Origin of the sequence: Mesorhizobium sp. M0045, from assembly GCF_040323385.1 — a bacterium.
Lineage (GTDB): Bacteria > Pseudomonadota > Alphaproteobacteria > Rhizobiales > Rhizobiaceae > Mesorhizobium.
The window spans coordinates 1-19,050 of record NZ_JAMYUY010000040.1 but is presented as its reverse complement, the minus strand read 5'-3'; the positions used below and the strand labels follow the sequence as shown (position 1 = coordinate 19,050).

13 protein-coding genes and 2 pseudogenes are annotated in these 19,050 nt (G+C 61.1%); 7 read left to right on the top strand and 8 right to left on the bottom strand.

Annotated elements, in window-relative coordinates:
• Positions 1–232: 232 nt before the first annotated feature.
• From NKJ72_RS30025 to NKJ72_RS30015, 3 genes and pseudogenes are all read right to left on the bottom strand, one after another.
• Entirely contained in the window at positions 233–3,436 is a 3,204-nt protein-coding gene (locus tag NKJ72_RS30025) for an efflux RND transporter permease subunit (RefSeq protein ID WP_352480662.1), read from the bottom strand.
• Entirely contained in the window at positions 3,433–4,536 is a 1,104-nt protein-coding gene (locus tag NKJ72_RS30020; protein ID WP_352480668.1) for an efflux RND transporter periplasmic adaptor subunit, read from the bottom strand. Before NKJ72_RS30020 ends, NKJ72_RS30025 begins: the two co-directional genes overlap by 4 nt.
• Before the next feature lie 694 nt (positions 4,537–5,230).
• Positions 5,231–5,590, bottom strand: a pseudogene (locus tag NKJ72_RS30015) (transposase); the annotation flags it as partial.
• 705 nt (positions 5,591–6,295) lie between these two features.
• Here NKJ72_RS30015 and NKJ72_RS30005 point away from each other — a divergent pair.
• From NKJ72_RS30005 to NKJ72_RS29985, 5 genes are all read left to right on the top strand, one after another.
• A complete protein-coding gene (locus NKJ72_RS30005; RefSeq protein WP_352480660.1) occupies positions 6,296–6,688 on the top strand; it encodes an acyl-CoA synthetase family protein in 393 nt (130 codons plus the stop codon).
• A 38-nt stretch (positions 6,689–6,726) separates the two neighbouring features.
• Positions 6,727–8,781, top strand: coding sequence for an AMP-binding protein (locus NKJ72_RS30000; RefSeq protein ID WP_352480664.1), 2,055 nt, complete (start codon positions 6,727–6,729; stop codon positions 8,779–8,781).
• A gap of 474 nt (positions 8,782–9,255) precedes the next feature.
• A complete protein-coding gene (locus NKJ72_RS29995; RefSeq protein WP_352480658.1) occupies positions 9,256–10,284 on the top strand; it encodes an ABC transporter substrate-binding protein in 1,029 nt (342 codons plus the stop codon).
• Between the two features lie 69 nt (positions 10,285–10,353).
• Positions 10,354–12,552 carry an ABC transporter permease gene (locus tag NKJ72_RS29990; RefSeq protein WP_352480656.1) on the top strand — a complete coding sequence of 733 codons (2,199 nt, stop codon included), beginning with the start codon at positions 10,354–10,356 and terminating at the stop codon, positions 12,550–12,552.
• A 23-nt stretch (positions 12,553–12,575) separates the two neighbouring features.
• Positions 12,576–13,652: an ABC transporter ATP-binding protein gene (locus tag NKJ72_RS29985; RefSeq protein ID WP_352480654.1), complete on the top strand. Its 1,077-nt coding sequence runs from the start codon at positions 12,576–12,578 to the stop codon at positions 13,650–13,652.
• Here the strand turns inward: NKJ72_RS29985 and NKJ72_RS29980 are convergent.
• Positions 13,642–14,436: an inositol monophosphatase family protein gene (locus NKJ72_RS29980; RefSeq protein WP_254820674.1), complete on the bottom strand. Its 795-nt coding sequence runs from the start codon at positions 14,434–14,436 to the stop codon at positions 13,642–13,644. The genes NKJ72_RS29985 and NKJ72_RS29980 overlap by 11 nt on opposite strands.
• Before the next feature lie 955 nt (positions 14,437–15,391).
• Between NKJ72_RS29980 and NKJ72_RS29975 the strand changes: the two genes are divergently transcribed.
• On the top strand, positions 15,392–15,766 hold the full coding sequence (locus NKJ72_RS29975; protein WP_352480652.1) for a hypothetical protein: 375 nt from the start codon (positions 15,392–15,394) through the stop codon (positions 15,764–15,766).
• Positions 15,767–15,961: 195 nt separating this feature from the next.
• On the opposite strand, the pseudogene NKJ72_RS29970 reads toward NKJ72_RS29975, so the two are convergent.
• Both NKJ72_RS29970 and NKJ72_RS29965 read right to left on the bottom strand, forming a co-directional pair.
• Positions 15,962–16,516, bottom strand: a pseudogene (locus tag NKJ72_RS29970) (recombinase family protein); the annotation flags it as partial.
• Between the two features lie 157 nt (positions 16,517–16,673).
• Positions 16,674–17,312 carry a hypothetical protein gene (locus tag NKJ72_RS29965; RefSeq protein ID WP_352480651.1) on the bottom strand — a complete coding sequence of 213 codons (639 nt, stop codon included), beginning with the start codon at positions 17,310–17,312 and terminating at the stop codon, positions 16,674–16,676.
• A 759-nt stretch (positions 17,313–18,071) separates the two neighbouring features.
• Between NKJ72_RS29965 and NKJ72_RS29960 the strand changes: the two genes are divergently transcribed.
• Positions 18,072–18,266 carry a hypothetical protein gene (locus NKJ72_RS29960; protein WP_352480649.1) on the top strand — a complete coding sequence of 65 codons (195 nt, stop codon included), beginning with the start codon at positions 18,072–18,074 and terminating at the stop codon, positions 18,264–18,266.
• A 436-nt stretch (positions 18,267–18,702) separates the two neighbouring features.
• Here the strand turns inward: NKJ72_RS29960 and NKJ72_RS31090 are convergent, their stop codons facing one another.
• Together NKJ72_RS31090 and NKJ72_RS29955 are read right to left on the bottom strand one after the other, a co-directional pair.
• Positions 18,703–18,837: a hypothetical protein gene (locus NKJ72_RS31090; protein ID WP_502901924.1), complete on the bottom strand. Its 135-nt coding sequence runs from the start codon at positions 18,835–18,837 to the stop codon at positions 18,703–18,705.
• Positions 18,834–19,050 (bottom strand): hypothetical protein (locus tag NKJ72_RS29955; protein ID WP_352480647.1); only part of this gene is annotated, 217 nt, incomplete at its 5' end. The genes NKJ72_RS31090 and NKJ72_RS29955, both read right to left, overlap by 4 nt.

Sequence of the window (19,050 nt, the reverse complement as noted above, 5' to 3'; positions counted from 1 at the left end):
CTCGTTGAAACGATCGAGGCAACCGAATGCAACAACTACTTCGCAAACGCCGGCTACGCTTCCGTCAAAACGTGAAAGACTCTAGATGCGGCTGTTGGGCTGGATTGCTGGCTCAGACCGAGCAGGGTCTCCGCTGTACCTCGACGCCGAGGTCGCGCAGATCGTGGCCGTTGCCGCGCCGCGCCGATTTTCTGGAGTGGTAAGCCGCGCCCGACGCGGCGAATTCGTAACCCTACTCGGCGGCCGTCTCCGCTGGCGCCCCTGCCGGCCGCGAAGGCTCGGCCTCGGCACGGGGCTTGCGCCGTGAAAACAGCGACCTGAGCGTGACGTAGAACACCGGCGTCAGGAACAGGCCGACGAAGGTGACGCCGAGCATGCCGGAGAACACCGCGGTGCCGAGCGACTGGCGCATTTCTGCGCCCGGGCCCGTTGCGATCATCAGCGGCACGACGCCGAGGATGAACGAGAAGGCGGTCATCAGGATCGGCCGCAGCCTGAGCCGGCAGGCTTCGACGGCAGCCTCGGCGGCCGACAGCCCGCGTTCCTGCGCCTGCCGCGCAAATTCGACGATCAGGATCGCGTTCTTGGCGGCAAGCCCGATTAGCACGATGAGGCCGATCTGCACGAGGATGTTGTTGTCCAGCCCTCGGAACGACACGCCGAGCAACGCGGCGAGCACGCCGAGCGGCACCACCAGCACAATGGCGAACGGCAGCACCAAGCTTTCATATTGCGCCGCCAGCGCCAGGAACACGAACAGCACCGAAAGTCCGAAGATATAGAGAGCGGCATTGCCTGTGTTGCGCTCCTGATAGGCGAGCTCGGTCCATTCATAGGAGGTACCGGCCGGCAGCGTCTTTGCCGTGATCCCTTCCATCAATGCCAGCGCGTCGCCTGTGGAAACGCCGGGCGCTGCATTGCCCTGCAGCGGCACCGAGACGTACATGTTGTAGCGCTGGACCAGCGCCGGGCCGGTGGCGTCGCGGATCTCGACCAGCGTGCCGAGCGGAACCAGCGCGCCGGTCGCCGAGCGCACCTTCAGTTTCAAGATGTCGGCGCGATCTAGGCGGAACGCCTGGTCGGCCTGCGCCCGCACCTGGTAGACGCGCCCGAAAGCGTTGAAGTCGTTGACGTAGGCGGTGCCCAAATTGATCGACAGCGTCTCGAAGATGTTGGGGATCGGCACGTTCAGGATGCGCGCCTTGTCGCGATCGATCGCCAGGAAGAATTGCGGGCTCGACACGGAGAAGGTGGTGAACACGCCCGTCAGCCCCGGCGTCTTGTTGGCCTTGCCGGCGATTTCGTAGGCAAGCGCCAGGATCTGCCGCATATCGGCGCTGTTGCGCTCCTGGATCTGCAGCTTGAAGCCGCCGGCATTTCCGACACCGCGGATCGGCGGCGGCGGCAGTGCGATAATGAAGGCTTCCTTGATGCTTTGCAGGCTGCCGAACAGATTGCCGATGACCTGGGTCGCCGACTGGTTGGCTTTCAGTCGCTCGTCAAAAGGCTTGAACCTGGCGAAGATCACGCCCGCATTGCTGGCGTTGGTGAAGGTCGCGCCGGAGAAGCCGGCGAAGGCGACTGCGTAGTCGACGCCGGGCGTTTTCTGGATGATCTGCGACGCCTGCTGGATGACCGCATCGGTCCTCGACAACGAAGCGCCGTCCGGCAACTGGACGACGACGATCGCATAGCCCTGGTCAAGCGACGGAATGAAACCGCGCGGCACCGCCTGCACCAGGTAGACCGTGGCGTAGATGAGGCCCGCGAAAACGGCCAGCATGGCGGCGATCGTTATCCACGAGCCGATCAGCACGCGGATGATGCTCGAATACCAGTGGGCGACCCTGTCGAAGCCGCGATTGAAGCCGTCGGCGAGCGCCCGTCCGAACCGCGCCAGGAAAAAGCGCGGCGGCGCCGCCGCGGCGTGGTGCGGCTTGAACAGCAGTGCGGCCAGCGCCGGCGAAAGCGTCAGCGAATTGAATGCCGAGATCGCCGTCGACACCGCGATGGTGATCGCAAACTGCAGGTAAAACTGCCCAGAAATGCCGGGGATGAAGGCTGTCGGTACGAACACGGCTATCAGCACCAGCGAGATCGCGATGACCGCGGTTCCGACTTCGTCCATGGTCAGGTGCGACGCCGGATTGGGCGCCAGCCCTCTGGCGATATTGCGCTCGACGTTCTCGACCACGACGATCGCATCGTCGACGACGATGCCGATCGCCAGAACGAGGCCGAACAGCGTCAGCATGTTGAGCGAGAAGCCGGCGGCGTAAAGCACCGCCAGCGTGCCGATCAGCGACACGGGGATCGCCACGATCGGCACGATCGCCATGCGCCACGATTGCAGGAAGACGATGATGACGATGATGACCAGCAGCATCGCCTCCAGGATTGTCTTGTAGACCTCCCGGATCGACTCGGCGACGAACTCGGTCGGATTGTAGACGATGTCGTAGCTCAACCCCTTCGGGAAGTCGCGGGAAAGCTCCTTCATCTTGTCCTGGATTTCCGCGGCTGCGGCAAGCGCGTTGGTGCCCGGCCGCTGGAAGATGGCGAGCGCCACCGCCGGTTTGCCGTTGAGATAGGAGTTGGTGACGTAATCCTTGGCGCCGAGCTCGATGCGCGCCACGTCCTGCAGCGAGATCAGGCGGCCGTCGTCAGTCGATTTGACGATCACGTATCGGAAGTCGCGTGCGTCGTTGAAGCGGCCTTGCGTGGTGACCGTGTATTGGAACGCCGTGCCGGTGCTGGTCGGGGGCGCGCCGATCGCGCCACCCGACACCTGGACGTTCTGGTCGCGCAGCGCCTGCACCACATCGCCCGAGGTCATCCCCAGGGCGGACAGTTTTTCCGGATCGAGCCAAATGCGCAGCGAATATTCGCGTTCGCCGAAGATGATGAGGTCGCCGACGCCGTCGAGTCTGAGCAGTATGTCGCGCACCCGCGAGCGGGCGTAGTTCGAGACGTAGAGCTGGTCGTAGGTATTGTCGGGCGACAGCATGTGCACGACCATCATCAGGTCGGGCGAGCTCTTGGTGGTGGTGATGCCGAGGCGGCGGACTTCTTCGGGCAGGCGCGGCTCGGCGACCGACACGCGGTTCTGCACCAGCACCTGCGCCTGGTCGAGATCGGTGCCCAGCTTGAATGTGATGGTCAGCGCCATCGCCCCGTCGCCCGACGAATAGGACGACATGTAGAGCATGCCCTCGACGCCGTTGATCTCCTGCTCGATCGGCGTTGCCACCGTCGCTGCGACCGTCTCGGCGTCGGCGCCCGGATACTGCGCGCGAACGACGATGGTCGGCGGCGCGATCTCGGGATATTGCGCGACCGGCAGCTGGGTATAAGCAATCCCGCCGAGGATCAGCAGGACGACCGAAACGACCGATGCGAAGATCGGACGGTCGACGAAGAAATGTGCGAACCTCATTGCTGCAACTCGGCGATCTCGGCCTTGGGCGGCAACGTCACCATCTCGACCTTCACCTTGGTGCCGGGCCTGGCGTGCATCAGCCCGTTGACGATGATCGTCTCGTTGCCGGTCAGGCCCCCGCGGATCACCCGGTAGCCGTCGAGAAGCGGGCCGGTGCGCACGGGCTTCGCCGACACCATCCCGGCCTCATCCACCAGGAACACGATGCGGCGATCCTGATCGGCGCCGATCGCCTCGTCGGGCACCAGCACGCCGCTATGCGGCAGCGACCCCGGCACGTTGATGCGCCCGAACATGCCTGGCTGGAGAATGCCGTCGGTGTTTGGAAACCTTGCACGCACCCGCATGGTGCCGGTCGCGTTGTCGATCCGGTTCTCGGCAAAATCGAGCTTGCCTTTGAATACCCGCTCCGCGCGGTCGGCGACGCGAACCACCACCTCGAGCCCGCCGGCGCCTTCCTGCATGCTGCCGCCGCGCTCCTTCGCGTCGCGGGCGTAGCTGAAATACAGGCGCTCATCGACGTCGAAATAGAAGTCAATCGGATCGCGCGTAACGATGGTCGTCAGCAAGGTGGAATCCGGCTGCACGAGGTTGCCGACCGACACCAGCCGGCGGTCGATGCGGCCGGACAAGGGCGCCTTTATCTCGGTGAATTCCATGTTCAGGCTAGCCGTCGTCAGCGCAGCTGTCGCGCCCTGCATCTGCGCCTGCGCCGAAAGGTATTCCCGCCGGCGGTCGTCGAGCGTCGCGGTTGAGATATTGCCGGTCTTGGCGAGTTCGTCGGCGCGATCCAGCTGCATCTTGGAGAATTCGAGCAGACTCTTGGCGACGTCCACTTGCGACTTGGCGGCATCATAAGCCGCCTGGTACGGACGCTGGTCGATGGTGAAGAGCAGGTCTCCCTTGTTGACCAGTGCGCCGTCCTGGAAGCTGACCTTGTCCAGATAGCCGCTGACGCGCGAACGGATGGCGACCTGGTCGACGGCTTCGAAGCGCCCGACGAACTCGTCGTCTTCGACGATTTCACGGACCACTGGCTTGGCCGCCGTCACCACGGGTAGCTGCTGGTCCTGCGCAAACGCAGTGCTGAAAGCCATGCCGAGCAGGAATGTCGCCGATACGGCGGCGCGGGCAAGCCAGTCGGCCGATCGACGGGCTCGCCCGCCCGCGTCGCGATGCAATTGTCCATTCTCTAGGGTGTCCATTTGCGTCCCCGCTCGCTGGACCCGGAGGCCGGTTGATCCGCTTCTACGTTCAGGCTACTCGTCGAAATCAGAGCACTGCAGTGTTGTGCATGGCAAGATGATCATTTTCCATGTGGGCTGAAATGTCCACCCTGTGACTGCCCCGCCACCCGCGACTGGCGACGCAGATCCACCGGGCGATCCGGGATGCCATTGAGACGGGGCGGTTAGACCTGGGAGCAGACCTTGGTCCCGTCGGGCTGGACGTCCGCAATCCTTCTTCAAACGTTAAAGCCGCCATTCCGCTATCGTGATGAGTTTCGGGCGCCGGCAGGCGTACGAAAGTCCGCGAGGAAGGAACCGTGGGCCACAGACGATGGCTATGGGGATTTCGGATTTCGGCGGATGTCGGCGATGGCGTGACCGCCGTCGGGAAGCTCAGGGGTGAATGCGGACAGACCGCTTCGTTGCGCCTCCGCGCGGTCTTGTCGGGACGGTGGGCGGCTGGGCGCGGCTCTGTCGGCGTCGATAATCACCATAGACGTGCGTCGATCCGTTGCCGGAGGCTGAGTGCCTGCAGCTGAAGGCTGAACCATTCCATGCCGGGTCATGGCGTACTGCTCCCGGTCGACGGGGAACTGTGTGGCGGTCCGCGCGGCTGCCTCCGTCGTTCGAACACCTCGATCACGATCATGCGGCCGCCACAGCAGGGGCATGGCGGGCGGAAGTTGTCCGGGTCGTCCATGGTGTCATCGTCGGACGGTGCAGCGACGTTCAGGAGTTCACGAGCAAGCGCGAGGCTCGCCTTGCGAGCAGAGCCGGCAAGCAGGCCGCAATGCCGGATGCGGTGGAAACCCTTTGGCATGACATGGAGCAGGAAGCGGCGGATAAACTCGTCGGTCGCGAGCGTCATGAGCTGCTGCCGGTCGGCGCCTTCGCGACGATAGTTCTTGTACCGGAAGGTGATCGTGCGCGGCAAGGGTGCGCCCAACGGCCTCGGCTTTCCGCCGCATGGCGCGGGGCGAAACTTCTCGCGCACTCAGCGCCGCCGCATGCAGGCCGGACGCAGCTGATATCTTTGCGGAGGAGACAAAGGGGATCGAGCCCGCTTTTTCTCCGGCGTGACGGATAATTCGGAACTGCCAAGCGCCTACAAGAGCGCGTCGGCGGTACGTCGCCAGATAGAGCGATACGGCCTCGCCGAAATCGTCGACGCGGTGCTGCCGTTCGGTTGTATTATCGCTGGTGACTGGGAAGCCAACGCTCCTTGGCGCAAGAAGAAACAACGGCAGGCATAGCCGCTGTTGACGCACAGATGACCATCCTCTCGGTTCAATCCGGAGTGACCGCGTGGGGTGAAGTCACGGCAACAGACCCAGGGGGCTTTACGTCCGCTATCGTTCTTGCCTGCACTACGAGCGCACCTACCGCTTGGGCCCCAGAGCCACCAGCCTGCAATGCGCCCGCAAGTCGGTCATTGAGGTGATCTTTGCTGTTGCCGATATCGGACGTTGCCGGCGACGACGCTGGGCATCGTAGTTTGGCTCTCCGCTCGCGCGCGAACACATCCTCTAAAAGTTGATGCAATCTCTCAACAAACGTGATAGCCGCCGTCCCCGACTGCACTGATGGCTGCAACAAGCCGCTCTTCAAATTGACGGAGATCAGGGGAATGGGGTTAACCCGGCGCTTGGAAGAACACGGCGATCGTCCGGCGCTGATCTTTCCCGGCCGCACCCCGATCCCATACCGCGATCTTGCGCTGCGTGTCGCAGCGGTGGCAGCCGAGTTCGGACCCGAGAAAAAGTTGGTCGCGGTAGCAGCCGAGCCGACGGAACACGCGGTCATCTCTTATTTGGCGGCAATGCACGGCAGGCACGCCGTCGCATTGATCCCGCCCTGCGACGCGTCGGCTCTGGACGACTTTGTCGCCGACTATTCGCCTGAAATCATCTGCAGACGAGTAGACGCCCGCTGGCGCTGCCGCACGGGAGCTGGGGAGTCCAATGGCGCACTGCATCCCGATCTCGCGGTGCTGCTCGGTACCTCCGGCAGCAGGCCGTAAGAATAGTGGAATGGCAGGATAAGCGCCGCCCGGTCCCGATGGCACCGGCAAGAGCCGGTATGGCCAGCATTTATTTCCCGAAACACGGTGCCTCCCACTCCGCCTTTGCTCAAGAGATGCGCGAAGCGAGCTGCACCAATATCAGTGGCGTTCCCTACTCCTTCGAAATGATGGACCACGCCGGCTTCCGGAGGCACGACTTGCCTGAGTTGCGTTTCATGACGGTAGCCGGCGGACGCATGCAACAAGCTCTGGCCGAGACCTTTCGGCGTCATCTGGCGGACAACTCTGGCTGCTTCTTCATGATGTATGGGCAGACCGAGGCAACCGCTCGCATCGCCTATGTTCCCCCCGGCGAGCTCGAGGGCAATCTGGGCAGCATCGGCATTGCCATCCCGGGCGGCAAACTCCGGTTGGCTGATGAAGACGGCCGGCCAATCGAACAAAATGGCGAGCCGGGCGAACTCATCTACAGCGGTCCCAATGTGATGATGGGGTATGCCCATCGACGGGCGGATCTGGCAACGGCGCACGAAGTCGCGGATTTGCGTACAGGCGACATCGCAAAGCGTGATGATCGCGGGTTCTATTCGATAGTCGGTCGCCGCAAGCGGATGTCGAAGATCGCGGGCCTACGCCTGAGCCACGACGCAATCGAAACGGCGCTTGAGAAAGCTGGGATCGCCGCAGCAGTCGTCGGAGACGATGAGCGCATTCTGGCGATGGTGACGACACCCAACGTCGACGACAACGAGGTGCTTCAGGTCATGATGGCTGCAAGCGGACTGCCAAGGCCGCACCTCGAAGTCGCCAGGGCGACATCGTTGCGGAAACTCGCCTCGGGGAAGGTCGACTATGCTTCACTCCACGCTCGCCTGCGAGCCCCGCGTCAGCAGATGGCCATGAATGTCCTGGACGCCTTCAGGAATGCTTTCTATCCGCGTCAAGTTGGTCCCAGCGACACTTTCGAAAAGCTCGGCGGCGACTCGCTGCTCTATGTGCAGCTCTCGCTGACCTTGGAACGTAAACTCGGGAGCCTGCCGCAGGGTTGGGAAACCGTGCCCGTTGGCGACCTTGCCCAAACCGCCGAACCCAGGAACCATAATCGGTCCATCGATAGTCAACTGGTCCTGCGTGCTGCCGCAATCCTGCTAGTTGTTATCCATCACGCAACGCTCTGGCCCATTCCGGGCGGAGCCGCCACACTCGTGATGCTGGTCGGGTTCAGCCTAGCTCGCTTTCAGCGCCATCGGCTGTTCGCCGGCGATGGTCTGACGGTGTTGCGGCCGCTGGCAGCCAACCTTGCACTTTATGCGCCCATCGTCGCGGGTTTCTCCCTGGCGCGTCGCGAGGTGCTATGGCCATCGGTCTTCCTGAGTGGCAATCTCGGCTTTGCCACACCGCCGCACATGGTGCCGTATCTATACTGGTTCGTTGAGGCGTATGCGCAGACCATTCTTCTATGGGTGATCCTGTTTTCCATTCCGCAGGCGCGGCGCATCGCAGATGCAATGCCGCTTGCTTCTGGCATTTTCGTGCTGGCAATTGCTGTCGCAGCCAAGTTCCTCACGCCACTCGTCTGGTACATCGGCGGGCCGCAAATATTCACACTGCCTGACATCCTTTATTTGGCCATCCTAGGCTGGTGCCTGTACTTCCTCGACACACCGCCGAAACGGAAGGCGTTCTTTGCCGTCGCCACTGTTCTTTGTCTGGTGCTGGCCTGGTGGGGCGGCAATTGGACAGGCTCCTGGGTCAAGTTCATGCTGGTGCTCGGCGCGGTCTTCGTCCTGCTTTTCATTCCGCGCATTACATTGCCCACTTGGGCGGCGCCGCTCATCCTGCCGGTCTCTGCCGCCAGCTATCACATCTATCTTTTTCACCGCGTAATCCCCGACTGGCTGCTTCCGCAACTCGACCTGGGCACGCAGCAGCCTTCCGGGCCGGCAGCGGCCATTTCGATTGGTCTCGCATCAGGCTTGGCAGTATTCTGGTTGCAAAAACAATTTATTGGCTGGCTTGCATATCGGCGAGCCTCCCGCCTCGGTTGGCGAAGCCATGTCGTCGGTGGCCCGTTGGAAGCAGCCGAATAAGACAGATTGGCCGGAGAACGGGGACGCCACTTCGACAAAGTCGGCTTGGCCGATCTTGGCCATGGCGGCGAGCAGGTGGAAAAGGGGAAACGGTTCCCACAGATCGCAGCTTGCGGCGCCTCGATATCCGGGTCCAGCTGGTGCCGACAGTGTCGTGCCCCTCTAAGCTTTGGAGTTAATTCCAGGACTTAGCGTTGAACAATCGGCTCACAGCTAGGCCAGGACGAGAGTGTTCTCGGGTGCGAACGCCCGGCGCGAAAGACGCCAGAAACTGCCGGTCCGCTTCCCGCCCCAAGAGCTCTCAGCACAGCCGCCAGTGAGCAGGCGGCGTCGGTAAGATGGAAACTGCAAGTTATGCGCAGCGCCATCTATGGAAAGCGCTGCAACTCGGTCAGGCAGATGCTAGCTTCCAACTTGTATTTTCCGCCTAACTGGGTTTCATAAGTCGGCAAATTACTTAGGGAGGAATTCAACATGATAAAAAGGGCAATTCTCGGCGCCGGTATCCTTGCCGCCGGTATGTGGAGCGCGTCGTCATCGGCGTCCGCCGAAAGCCTGACCATGTATTGCGGCGTCGACGAGGTCTGGTGCCAGCAAACGGCGCGGGCGTTCGAGGAAAAGACCGGCATCACGGTCGACATGACCCGCAAGAGCGCCGGCGAAATCTACGCGCAGCTGCGCGCCGAGGCGGCCAATCCCAAGGGTGACATCTGGTGGGGCGGCACCGGTGACCCGCACCTACAGGCGGCCGAGGAGGGTCTGACCGAGGAGTACAAATCACCCCTGATCGACCAGTTGCAGCCTTGGGCGATCAAGCAAGCGGAAACATCCGGCCACCGCACGGTCGGCATCTACTCCGGCGCACTGGGCTTCGGGTATAACAAGGATCTGCTCGTCAAGAACAATCTGCCCGAGCCGAAATGCTGGGCCGATCTGATCAAGCCGGAGTACAAGGGACAGGTTCAGGTCGCCAACCCGAATTCCTCAGGTACCGCCTACAACATGCTGGCGACCATTGTCCAGCTGTTCGGCGAGGAGAAGGGTTTCGAGTACTTGAAAGCCCTGCACAAGAACGTCAACCAATACACCAAGTCGGGTTCGGCGCCGATCAAGGCAGCCGGGCTTGGCGAGACCACGATCGGCATCGTCTTCATCCACGACGCTGTGTCGCAGGTCATTGCCGGCTTCCCAATCGTTCCCGTCACCCCTTGCGAGGGAACCGGCTACGAGATCGGCTCGGAATCGATCATCAAGGGCGCCCGCAACATGGAAGCCGCGAAAAAATTCTACGACTGGGCGCTCGAGGCCGATGTCCAGTCTAAGGCGCAGGATGCGGGGTCGTTCCAGGTTCCGTCGAACAAGGCGGCAAAAACCTCCGACAAGGCGCCGGACCTCTCGGCCATCAAGCTGATCGACTACGACTTCAAGAAATATGGATCGAGTGAAGAGCGCAAGCGCCTGCTGAAAAAGTGGGACGAGGAGGTCGCGTCCCTGCCTCAATAGCCGATGCGCTTTCGCCAAACCCGCTGGCCCCTTGAACCGACCGCCGTCCTTTGGATGGCGGTCGGTTGGATGGGGTTTGCCTTGCTGCCCTGGTACGGCATTGAGGACGGGTTCTTCGGCCTTTCCTGGCTGCTCGACGGCTACCCGTTCGACAGCAAATTCGCACCGGCGCTGGTTCTGGCCCTCAAGGGCGAGAAACTGTGGTTGGCGCCGCTCGGCTTCCTGCTGGCGGCGCCGCTGCTTCTGTGGGGTCGCAACAAATCCGATCCCTTTTTCGGCCGGCTACTCGTCACTGTCGGCGCTGCGGGATTTGGCTGGCTTCTGTTCCACGGCTTCGCCATCGGGTTGCACGGCTGGCAGGTCAGCTGGCTGACGAGCCTGTTCGGCGATCTAGACGACCGCCAGTTCGGCATGGGTTACGGCGCCCTGCTGGTCAGCGGCGCCTTTCTGTTCCTGTTCACCCAGGGTATTGGCGCACGCGGTGCTGTCGGCGGCGACGTATTCGTCGTCAGCTCAATTGGCTTTGTCGTCGCGGTGGTTTCCATCTTCATCTTCATGCCAATCCTGATGATGCTGGCCAACGCCATGCAGACCGACGACGGGGGTTATTCCCTTGTCGCGTTCCTGGCCAAACTGTTCAGTTCGCGCCTCTGGAGCCTAGCTTGTCTCGCCGGCGGCAGCCGCTGCGGCGTTGCCTGGAACTCGCTGCTGCTCGCTCTACTCGTCGGTCTGCTGACCATGTTTATGGGGCTGGTGTTCGCGCTTGTCGTGACACGCACGGGTTTCCGCTACGGCAAGCTGCTGCGGGCGCTGACCGTGTTGCCGATCATCACGCCGGCCTTTGTCATCGGGCTAGCCATCATCCTGTTGTTCGGACTGTCGGGCGCAGTGACGCAGAGCGTCGCCGGCGTCTTCGGCATCCAACCCACACGCTGGGTATACGGACTTCCCGGCCTGCTCATCGCCCAGGTTCTCGCCTTCACCCCGATCGCCTTCCTGGTTCTGATCGGCGTTGTCGAAGGCGTCAGCCCGTCCATGGAAGAAGCCTCGCAGACGCTCCGCGCCAGCCGCTGGCAGACCTTTTGGACCGTATCCTTGCCGCTGATGAGGCCAGGCCTCGCAAACGCCTTTCTGCTCGGCTTCATCGAAAGCATGGCCGACTTCGGCAATCCGCTGGTGCTGAGCGGCAATTACGATGTCCTGTCGACGGAAATCTTCTTCGCCATCGTCGGCGCGCAGAACGATGCGGCACTTGCTGCGATCCTGGCACTGGTGCTGCTAGGCTTCACGCTTGTCGCCTTTTATGCGCAGCGCTTCTGGATCGGCAGGCGCTCTTATACTACTGTCACCGGCAAGGGCGACGCCGGCGTCCATCCGCGCTTGCCTACCGGGCTGACATACGCGCTCTATGTGATCGCCGGACTGTGGACGGCATTCACCGTATTGGTCTACGCGGTGATCTTCTATGGCAGCTTCGTCAAGCTATGGGGCGTCGATCAGAGCCTTACATTGCAGCACTACAAGAAGGCATTCTCCGTCGGCTGGAATGAATTCGGCATCCATTGGTCGGGCTCGGCCTGGAGTTCGTTCTGGACGACGATGGAAATAGCACTGATATCGGCGCCGCTGACCGCAGGGATAGGACTTCTGACCGCCTACCTTCTCGTCCGCCAGAATTTCCGTGGCAAGAACGCCTTCGAATTCGCGACCATGCTGTCTTTCGCGATCCCGGGAACTGTGATCGGCGTCAGCTACATCATAGCCTTCAACGTGCCGCCGATCGAACTGACCGGAACTGGCATTATCCTCGTGCTGTCGTTCATCTTCCGCAACATGCCAGTCGGCGTGCGCGCCGGCGTCGCCTCGATGTCGCAGATCGACCGCAGCCTGGATGAATCCTCGCTCACACTTGGCGCCAACTCCTGGCAGACCTTCAGACGCGTCATCCTGCCATTGCTGAGATCGGCGATGCTGGCGGCGCTTGTCTATTCCTTCGTGCGCGCCATGACCGCGATCAGCGCCGTCATCTTCCTGGTCAGTGCGCGCTACGATCTGTCGACCAGCTACATCGTCGGACGTGTCGAGAACAATGAGTACGGCATCGCCATCGCCTATTCGACGGTGCTGATCGTCGTCATGTTGGTGGTCATCGGGCTGATGCAGCTGGTCGTCGGCAGCCGCAACATCGGTCGGCGCGGCATCCAGAAGGGCGACGACGGCTGGAGCATGCGCACCAATGTCAGCCTGCCCGCAACGCCAGGCGGCTAGACGACAATAGCAGGAGCCGGGTGATGGCTGAAATTCGCGGCAATGCCGCCTCTGTCACTTTCGAGCATGTCAGCAAGACCTATCCGGGCGCGAGCACGCCAGCGGTGAACGACATCTCGCTTGCGATAGAAGCCGGAAAGCTGGTGACGCTTCTCGGACCTTCCGGGTGCGGCAAGACGACGACTCTGCGCATGATCGCCGGCCTGGAAATGCCGTCCAGCGGCCGTATCCTGATCGGCGGCGCCGACGTGACGCGTTTGCCGGCCACCGACCGCGACGTGTCTATGGTTTTTCAGTCCTATGCACTGTTCCCGCATATGACGGTGATTGAAAACGTCTCCTATGGTTTGCGCTTCTCCGGCCATGACAAGAAGGAGGCCGCGTCCCGCGCCCGCGCTGGATTGGCACTGGTCGGCCTGACCGGTTTCGAGGCGCGCCTGCCCAGCGAACTGTCAGGCGGCCAGCAGCAGCGCGTGGCGGTTGCGCGCGCGCTGGTGCTCGAACCGCAAGTGCTGCTGTTCGACGAGCCCCTCTCCAACCTCGACGCCAAACTGCGCCGGCACGTGCGCGAGGAAATCAGGGAGATCCAGATAAAGCTCGGGCTGACCGTGGTCTATGTCACGCACGACCAGGAAGAGGCGCTGGCGGTTTCGGACCGCATCATAGTCATGAACAAGGCAGTGGTCGCACAGGACGGCACGCCACGCGAACTCTACGACGCGCCGGCCAATGCGTTCGTTGCCGACTTTATCGGGGAAGCCAACATCCTGGATTGCGAGGTGGTTTCAGTAGAAGGCAATGAAGCCACCGTCCGGCTGGGTTCGCTTGCCTTGAAACTGCCGGCGCGACGCCAGCTGGCCGGCCCGGCGAAGCTGGCGGTCCGTCCGAGCCGCATCGAGATCGGGCCTGCCGGCACGCCGCAGACGATCGCCGGCAGGCTCGAAAAGGTCACTTATGTCGGTAGCCATCTCGAACTGATCATCGGCACACCGCACGGCCAAGTGTTTGCAATATCGCACGATATCGATGCGCCGTTTCAGGCAGGCGACAGCATCGGCATCGGCTTTCCAGGGCGCGGACCGGTTCTGATCAAAGCTTGAAGGATTGCATGCAGAGTTGGCGGATCTGGGCGAACACGCCGCTGCCGGCGCAAATCACCAGCGCGCCGTTTTCCAGCACCGTCTTTGGGTCGGGCTTGACTATCGTGCCGCCGGCTTCTTCCATCAGCAGCATGCCTGCCAGGCAGTCCCAGGCGTTCATATGCTCTTCGACATAGCCGAGCAGCCTTCCGGCGGCCGCATAGGCGAGCATCAACGCGCCGGATGCGTTACGAAAAAACACGCCGCCCTTTGAAAACAGCAATCCGATGAGCGTTGCGACGTTCTGCATTTCGGCGCGGTTGGAAAAGCCGGTGCCCAACGAGCCGTCGGTCAGGCTGGTGGCCGCGCTTGCCCTGATCGGCTTGCCGTTGAGAAAGGCGCCGCCGCCCTTTCGGCAATGGAACGTTTCGCCCGTAGAGGGCTCGTGGATGACACCCACGACAGTGTCGCCGTCCTTGGCGCAGGCAATGACCACGCACCAAGCCGGAATGCCGCGCACGAAATTCGCAGTGCCGTCGATCGGGTCGATGACCCAGACATGCCCGGTCGATCCGGCGACCGAGGCATGCTCCTCGCCGACGATTCCATCGGTCGGGTAGGCGGCTTTCATTGCCGCGCGGATGAATAGCTCGACCTCGCGGTCGGCCTGCGAAACCATGTCCTGATGACCTTTGCTCTGGATGGCGAGGCTGTCGAGGTCGCGAAAATACTTCAGGCCGAGCTCGCCGGCGCGCTGCGCGAGATCGATGGCGAAATGTTCACGCGCTTTGTTATCGGATGTCATGAGGTCCTTCAGAATATGACCGCGGGCTGGAAATGGGCTAGGTGGAGAAACGTAGCGGTCGAGATGAGAGTGTGCAAATGATGAGCTCTGCACGCGCGCGACATGGTCGTCGTTTGTATCGGTCAAGATGTGCGCTACTGCGTGGAGGGCTCGCCTGATGGTCTTTGCGCGCCCATCAGCCCCGACTATCCCGATGAGCTGGCCGACCACAACTAGCGCGCGGTAAGTGAATCGTGCCAGCCACTTTCTTACCGCCGCGTACTTCGTTCGCATTACATTAGACTTGTCTAATCTGCTAACAAGCCAGTCGAGCATTCCCGAACGCTCGCTGGTCAGGCCAAGCGGCCCCTAACCCAAGCTGCTGGGCCGCCCCCTAAGGAAGTGCGTGTATCCCTGATGCCGTCGTCGTGACCCGCCTCCGTACCGCGGCCGGGATCGCAACCACGTCATCGACCCAACGCCCCGCATCGGTACCGCTCAAACGAATGGCAATTTTCTGTCTAGATGCGTTTAGTATCCATTCTCGGGAGACCCACGCGTGGTCGCGTGGGAGACAAGTGACTCCCCTTTAAAGGCATCGAGATGCTCCGAGCACTGAAAAGTCAGTTCCCTAGACCTAAAGATCGGGCGATTTGCCAGCGGGTTGTCGACCAGATAACCGCCGACGCTAAATGGTACAGCACTTCGATAGACGGTCAGATTCTGGTCTCGACCACGCTGAATCTCTTTCAATCAGGGGTCGTAAACGAAACGAATTTGCTGGCACATGTTCGCGCGCGGCGCCACGACTTCACTAAACTGACAGCCTAGCTCCACCCGGGCGGAAACAGCGCGCTAAGCTGCAGCATACACGTTTCCGCAACGAGAAAAGGCGGCAGATCGAGGGTGCCAGCCCTGTTCTGGCTGAGTATCTTGTAGACACCAGCTTGACGCGCTTCAGAACAATGGTCTCGCCGTGCGGATGTTCGTCGAGGTCATCGATTCCGACCCCATGCTCAGCGATCCGGTCAAGAAGCCGGAGACCGGACCGGATGACCGTCGCAGCGCCTTCCACCGGCGCAGCGATCTGCTGTTCGATATAATCCATCTCTGGCTTCGCCATGAGGTCGAGAATGTGTGGGAACATCTTGCTGTACACGCGTGGTCGATAGCGGCTCTTTGTGCCGAGAACGCGGTTGGAGCGCCTTACATAGATTTCGCCTGGATCCTCGGCGACGTGATGGTGCATGAGGTCCGACAGAACGGCGTCAACGGTCAGGTCGAATGTTTCCTGATCCCGGTTCCGGCGCTTGTTCGTCCTGAGCCCGAAATATCGCTTCCTGGACGATAGTCTTGGTGTTCTCCGATGCGGCGAACCGATAGGCATTGAAGGGACTGTCGCGCTCTTCCTCTCCGTCATCGAGTTCGGTCACGATAGGGGTAGTCTGATCCATCTGCAAAATTTCTGGTCTTCAAAATAGCCACCCCGCATACGCGGTCGCATGTACGGCGATAAGCAGGCAAGGTGTCGCGGGAGCGCTCCTCGCTACGCTGCCCTGTCCCGCTTTGCCAGCTTCGCCACGGTCGCCCGAGAGCAGCCCATTACGTCGCCAATCTGATTCCAGCTTGCGCCCGTCTTCAGCATCGCCGAGATAGCGGCGTTCCGCTTCGCGTCCTCCTGCCGGCCCCGCATACGCCCGTCGGCCTTGGCCTTCTCGATCCCTTGGACCTGCCTCCTTCTTCGGTCGGTGTAGTCCTTGTGGGCAATGGCTGCGAGCATGTCCAGCATCATACTATTGATCGCCTCGGCCATGCGCCGGGAGAACTCGTCGCCTCCATCACTGACAGCCTGCCAGGATGTCGGCAGGTCCAGCGCCACGACGCGCACCTGCTTCGCCTTCAGGTCGGCTCTCAGCTTCTCCCAATCGGCCTCGTTCAACTGGGAAAGACGATCAACTTGCTCCACCAAGAGCACGTCTTGGGGATGACAATCGCGCATGAGCCGATCCAGCTCAGGACGCTTCAAGGTTGCCCCACTCTCGTTCTCTTCATACCAGGCGGCCACCGCCAGACCGCACTCTTTTGCGAATCGTTCAAGGTCTTCCCTTGCCCGTCCTGCGTCTTATTCCTTGGTTGATGCGCGGAGATAGGCCCTGATGAAAGACATGTTCGGAAACCCTCTTCAGTTCAGTTAAGATGGTTTCCGGTTTGGCTGGTACCGCTGGAGCATACCATACGAGACCGGGCGCCTCGGTGGGTCACTTGGTGAAGGAATAGGGCGTCAGGAACGGCTGACCGTACTGACCGGGCCAAGACCCCAAGAACTTGACGGAATAGCCTTTGAGGAACCCCGGTCGCCGCACAAGGTAATGGGGCGCGTCTCGAAGTTCAGCCATGTTTTGGGAGACGAACGCCATGACCGCGAACGATTGCCGAAACGTTGCCCAATACCCGGTCACCCCAAGCTCCATGCCTTTGACAAACCTGAAGCTGAACTGATCTCCCACATTCTTCCGGCCCTGCGACATGGTGTAATCCGCCCCGAGGATGTCCAGAAATGCTTGGGGCAGCCGGCCTTGAAATCGTTCATAGTTTGAATGCCATCGCGCAAACACGCCACCAGCCGGGCCGACAATCTCCCCAGTAACCCAGTGGTGAAGGGCAAACCCATGCGAGCGGCGAAGGTAGTCATTACGGAGGACATGATCGGCCCGTTCGCCGCCAGCACTCCTCCGCCCTTCAACGTAGCGGCCGTCCTCCTTCGGTCTGCCCAGTTCGGCGATTAGGCTGGGATAGTTTCGGTACACAGATTTGATCGACCGCTTGACGTCGTCATGCTGTTCAGCCGTCGTCGGGTTGGGCAGGAAGCGGCTTGCGAACGCCGCGACATCGTCCATCTCGCGTGTGCCTTCAGTGACATTGCTTGCAGGTAGTCACTTCCCCGCCCGTCGGTCGCCACTTTCCATCGAACAGCTTGGCGGTACGTGGTCGATGTCGACGCCGCGAGCCGATCCGGCACAATAGATGCAGAACGGCTGCTTGCTCCGTAACTTCTGGCTCAGACTCACCATGTTGGGGTTCAACTCTCCGACACAACATGTTACGGCCTCGCTGGCGGAAAGCGGAGGGCGCATGGGGGAGTCTCGCGCGAGCCAGTTATCCGATCCCCCGCTCAGAAATTTCTACCAAACATTCCGCCCCCTTCACACGAAATCGTATGTTGATTTTTTACCACTGTGGATCATCAATGATCGCTTGGGTTTAGCTTGAGGGGGCTCCCAGGATGGGCGATCAACCGAACTCTCCACCCGCCGCAGCTGCCACGAAGGACCTTGTTCAGAAAGTGATCCTGCAAGCCTCTCGCGGTGAAATCTTATCCGTAAAGGAGACCATCGCAGAGATACGCCGAGACGCTCCGCATCTGCTGGTTACTGACGATGAGCTGGTCTACCTTATAGTCAGTGCGGCCCCGGCCTTTGGAATGGCAGTCGCTTTCGACCTCCACGAATAGTCCGCATGGAAACCATTGGTTCTACCCCCTATAGGACCGAGAGGGCACGGGGGCAGAAATTTCTACCAAACATTCCCGGCCTCGTGGTTGGAACCATTTCCGTTCGGGCGAGTTGCGGCTGACGGGGAAGGGACGCCCTACACACATGATCAAGAAGAACAAAGCAGGCCATCCGTCTGTCTCCAAAGCATTTCGGAAACTGATCCACTCCGAAGACAATCGTCGTCACATGCACAAGCTGTTAAGGCTAGCAGTCGAACCAGCACTGCCGCCGACCTTAGCGTCATTACTTGCGGCCATTGATCTGGCCAAACAGGGGAAGACCGAAGAAGGTGCCTAGCGGCTGGCTGAGCGTCAAACCGAGGAAAGCATTCCTGGCTGCTGCAAAAGAGGAGGGACGTTACTCCCCCAAGGCATAAACAGGTGGCCGCCGCCGTGAGAACGGCGACGGACCACCTACAGCGGCTGCACATCCACGGAGAACACACGCCGCTGCGAGTTCTAAACCCGGGAGGGCCTGCGTTGTTCCCTACGACCTGGGTTGGTCGGCAGGCTCGTTCCGCTCTAAGTTCCCCTTCCACTCGTGTTCATCGAACCGGTTCGCCATCCGGTCCAGCAGCTTACGGGATGCCGCAATTACGCGGCGGGTTTCATCAAGGGAGAGCCGAAGGTCATCGATGTCTGCGCGCGCGCGACGCTCATTCAACCGAGAACTGTCCATTTGTAAGCGAGAGCTGTCTATTAAGTGATACCAATCGGAAACCATCTTTGCAGAGCTAGCGCGCCCGCATCTCAAACTTGATCATAGCCTCTAAGAACGTCTCGTTGGACTCGTCGCGAACGGTCATCACAAATTCTCTATAGGGACCATCCGGCAGCTTATCCTTGGTAATCTCGACCAAGGCTTTCACCGCCTCTTGCTTTGCAGCTTCGAGGTCCGGGAGATCGGTACCCACAAGTCAAGGAAGACTTTGCCAGTGTCGGTGAAGTCGAAGAAATAGCGCGGCATCCCTACAAACACAGTAACGCGAGAATGGTTGTAAGCGCGTCGCTGATCCCCTACGGATTTGGGCTTGACGCTTTTCGGAATCGCCAGGGCATGAGTTCCTCGATCTGGCTCTGCG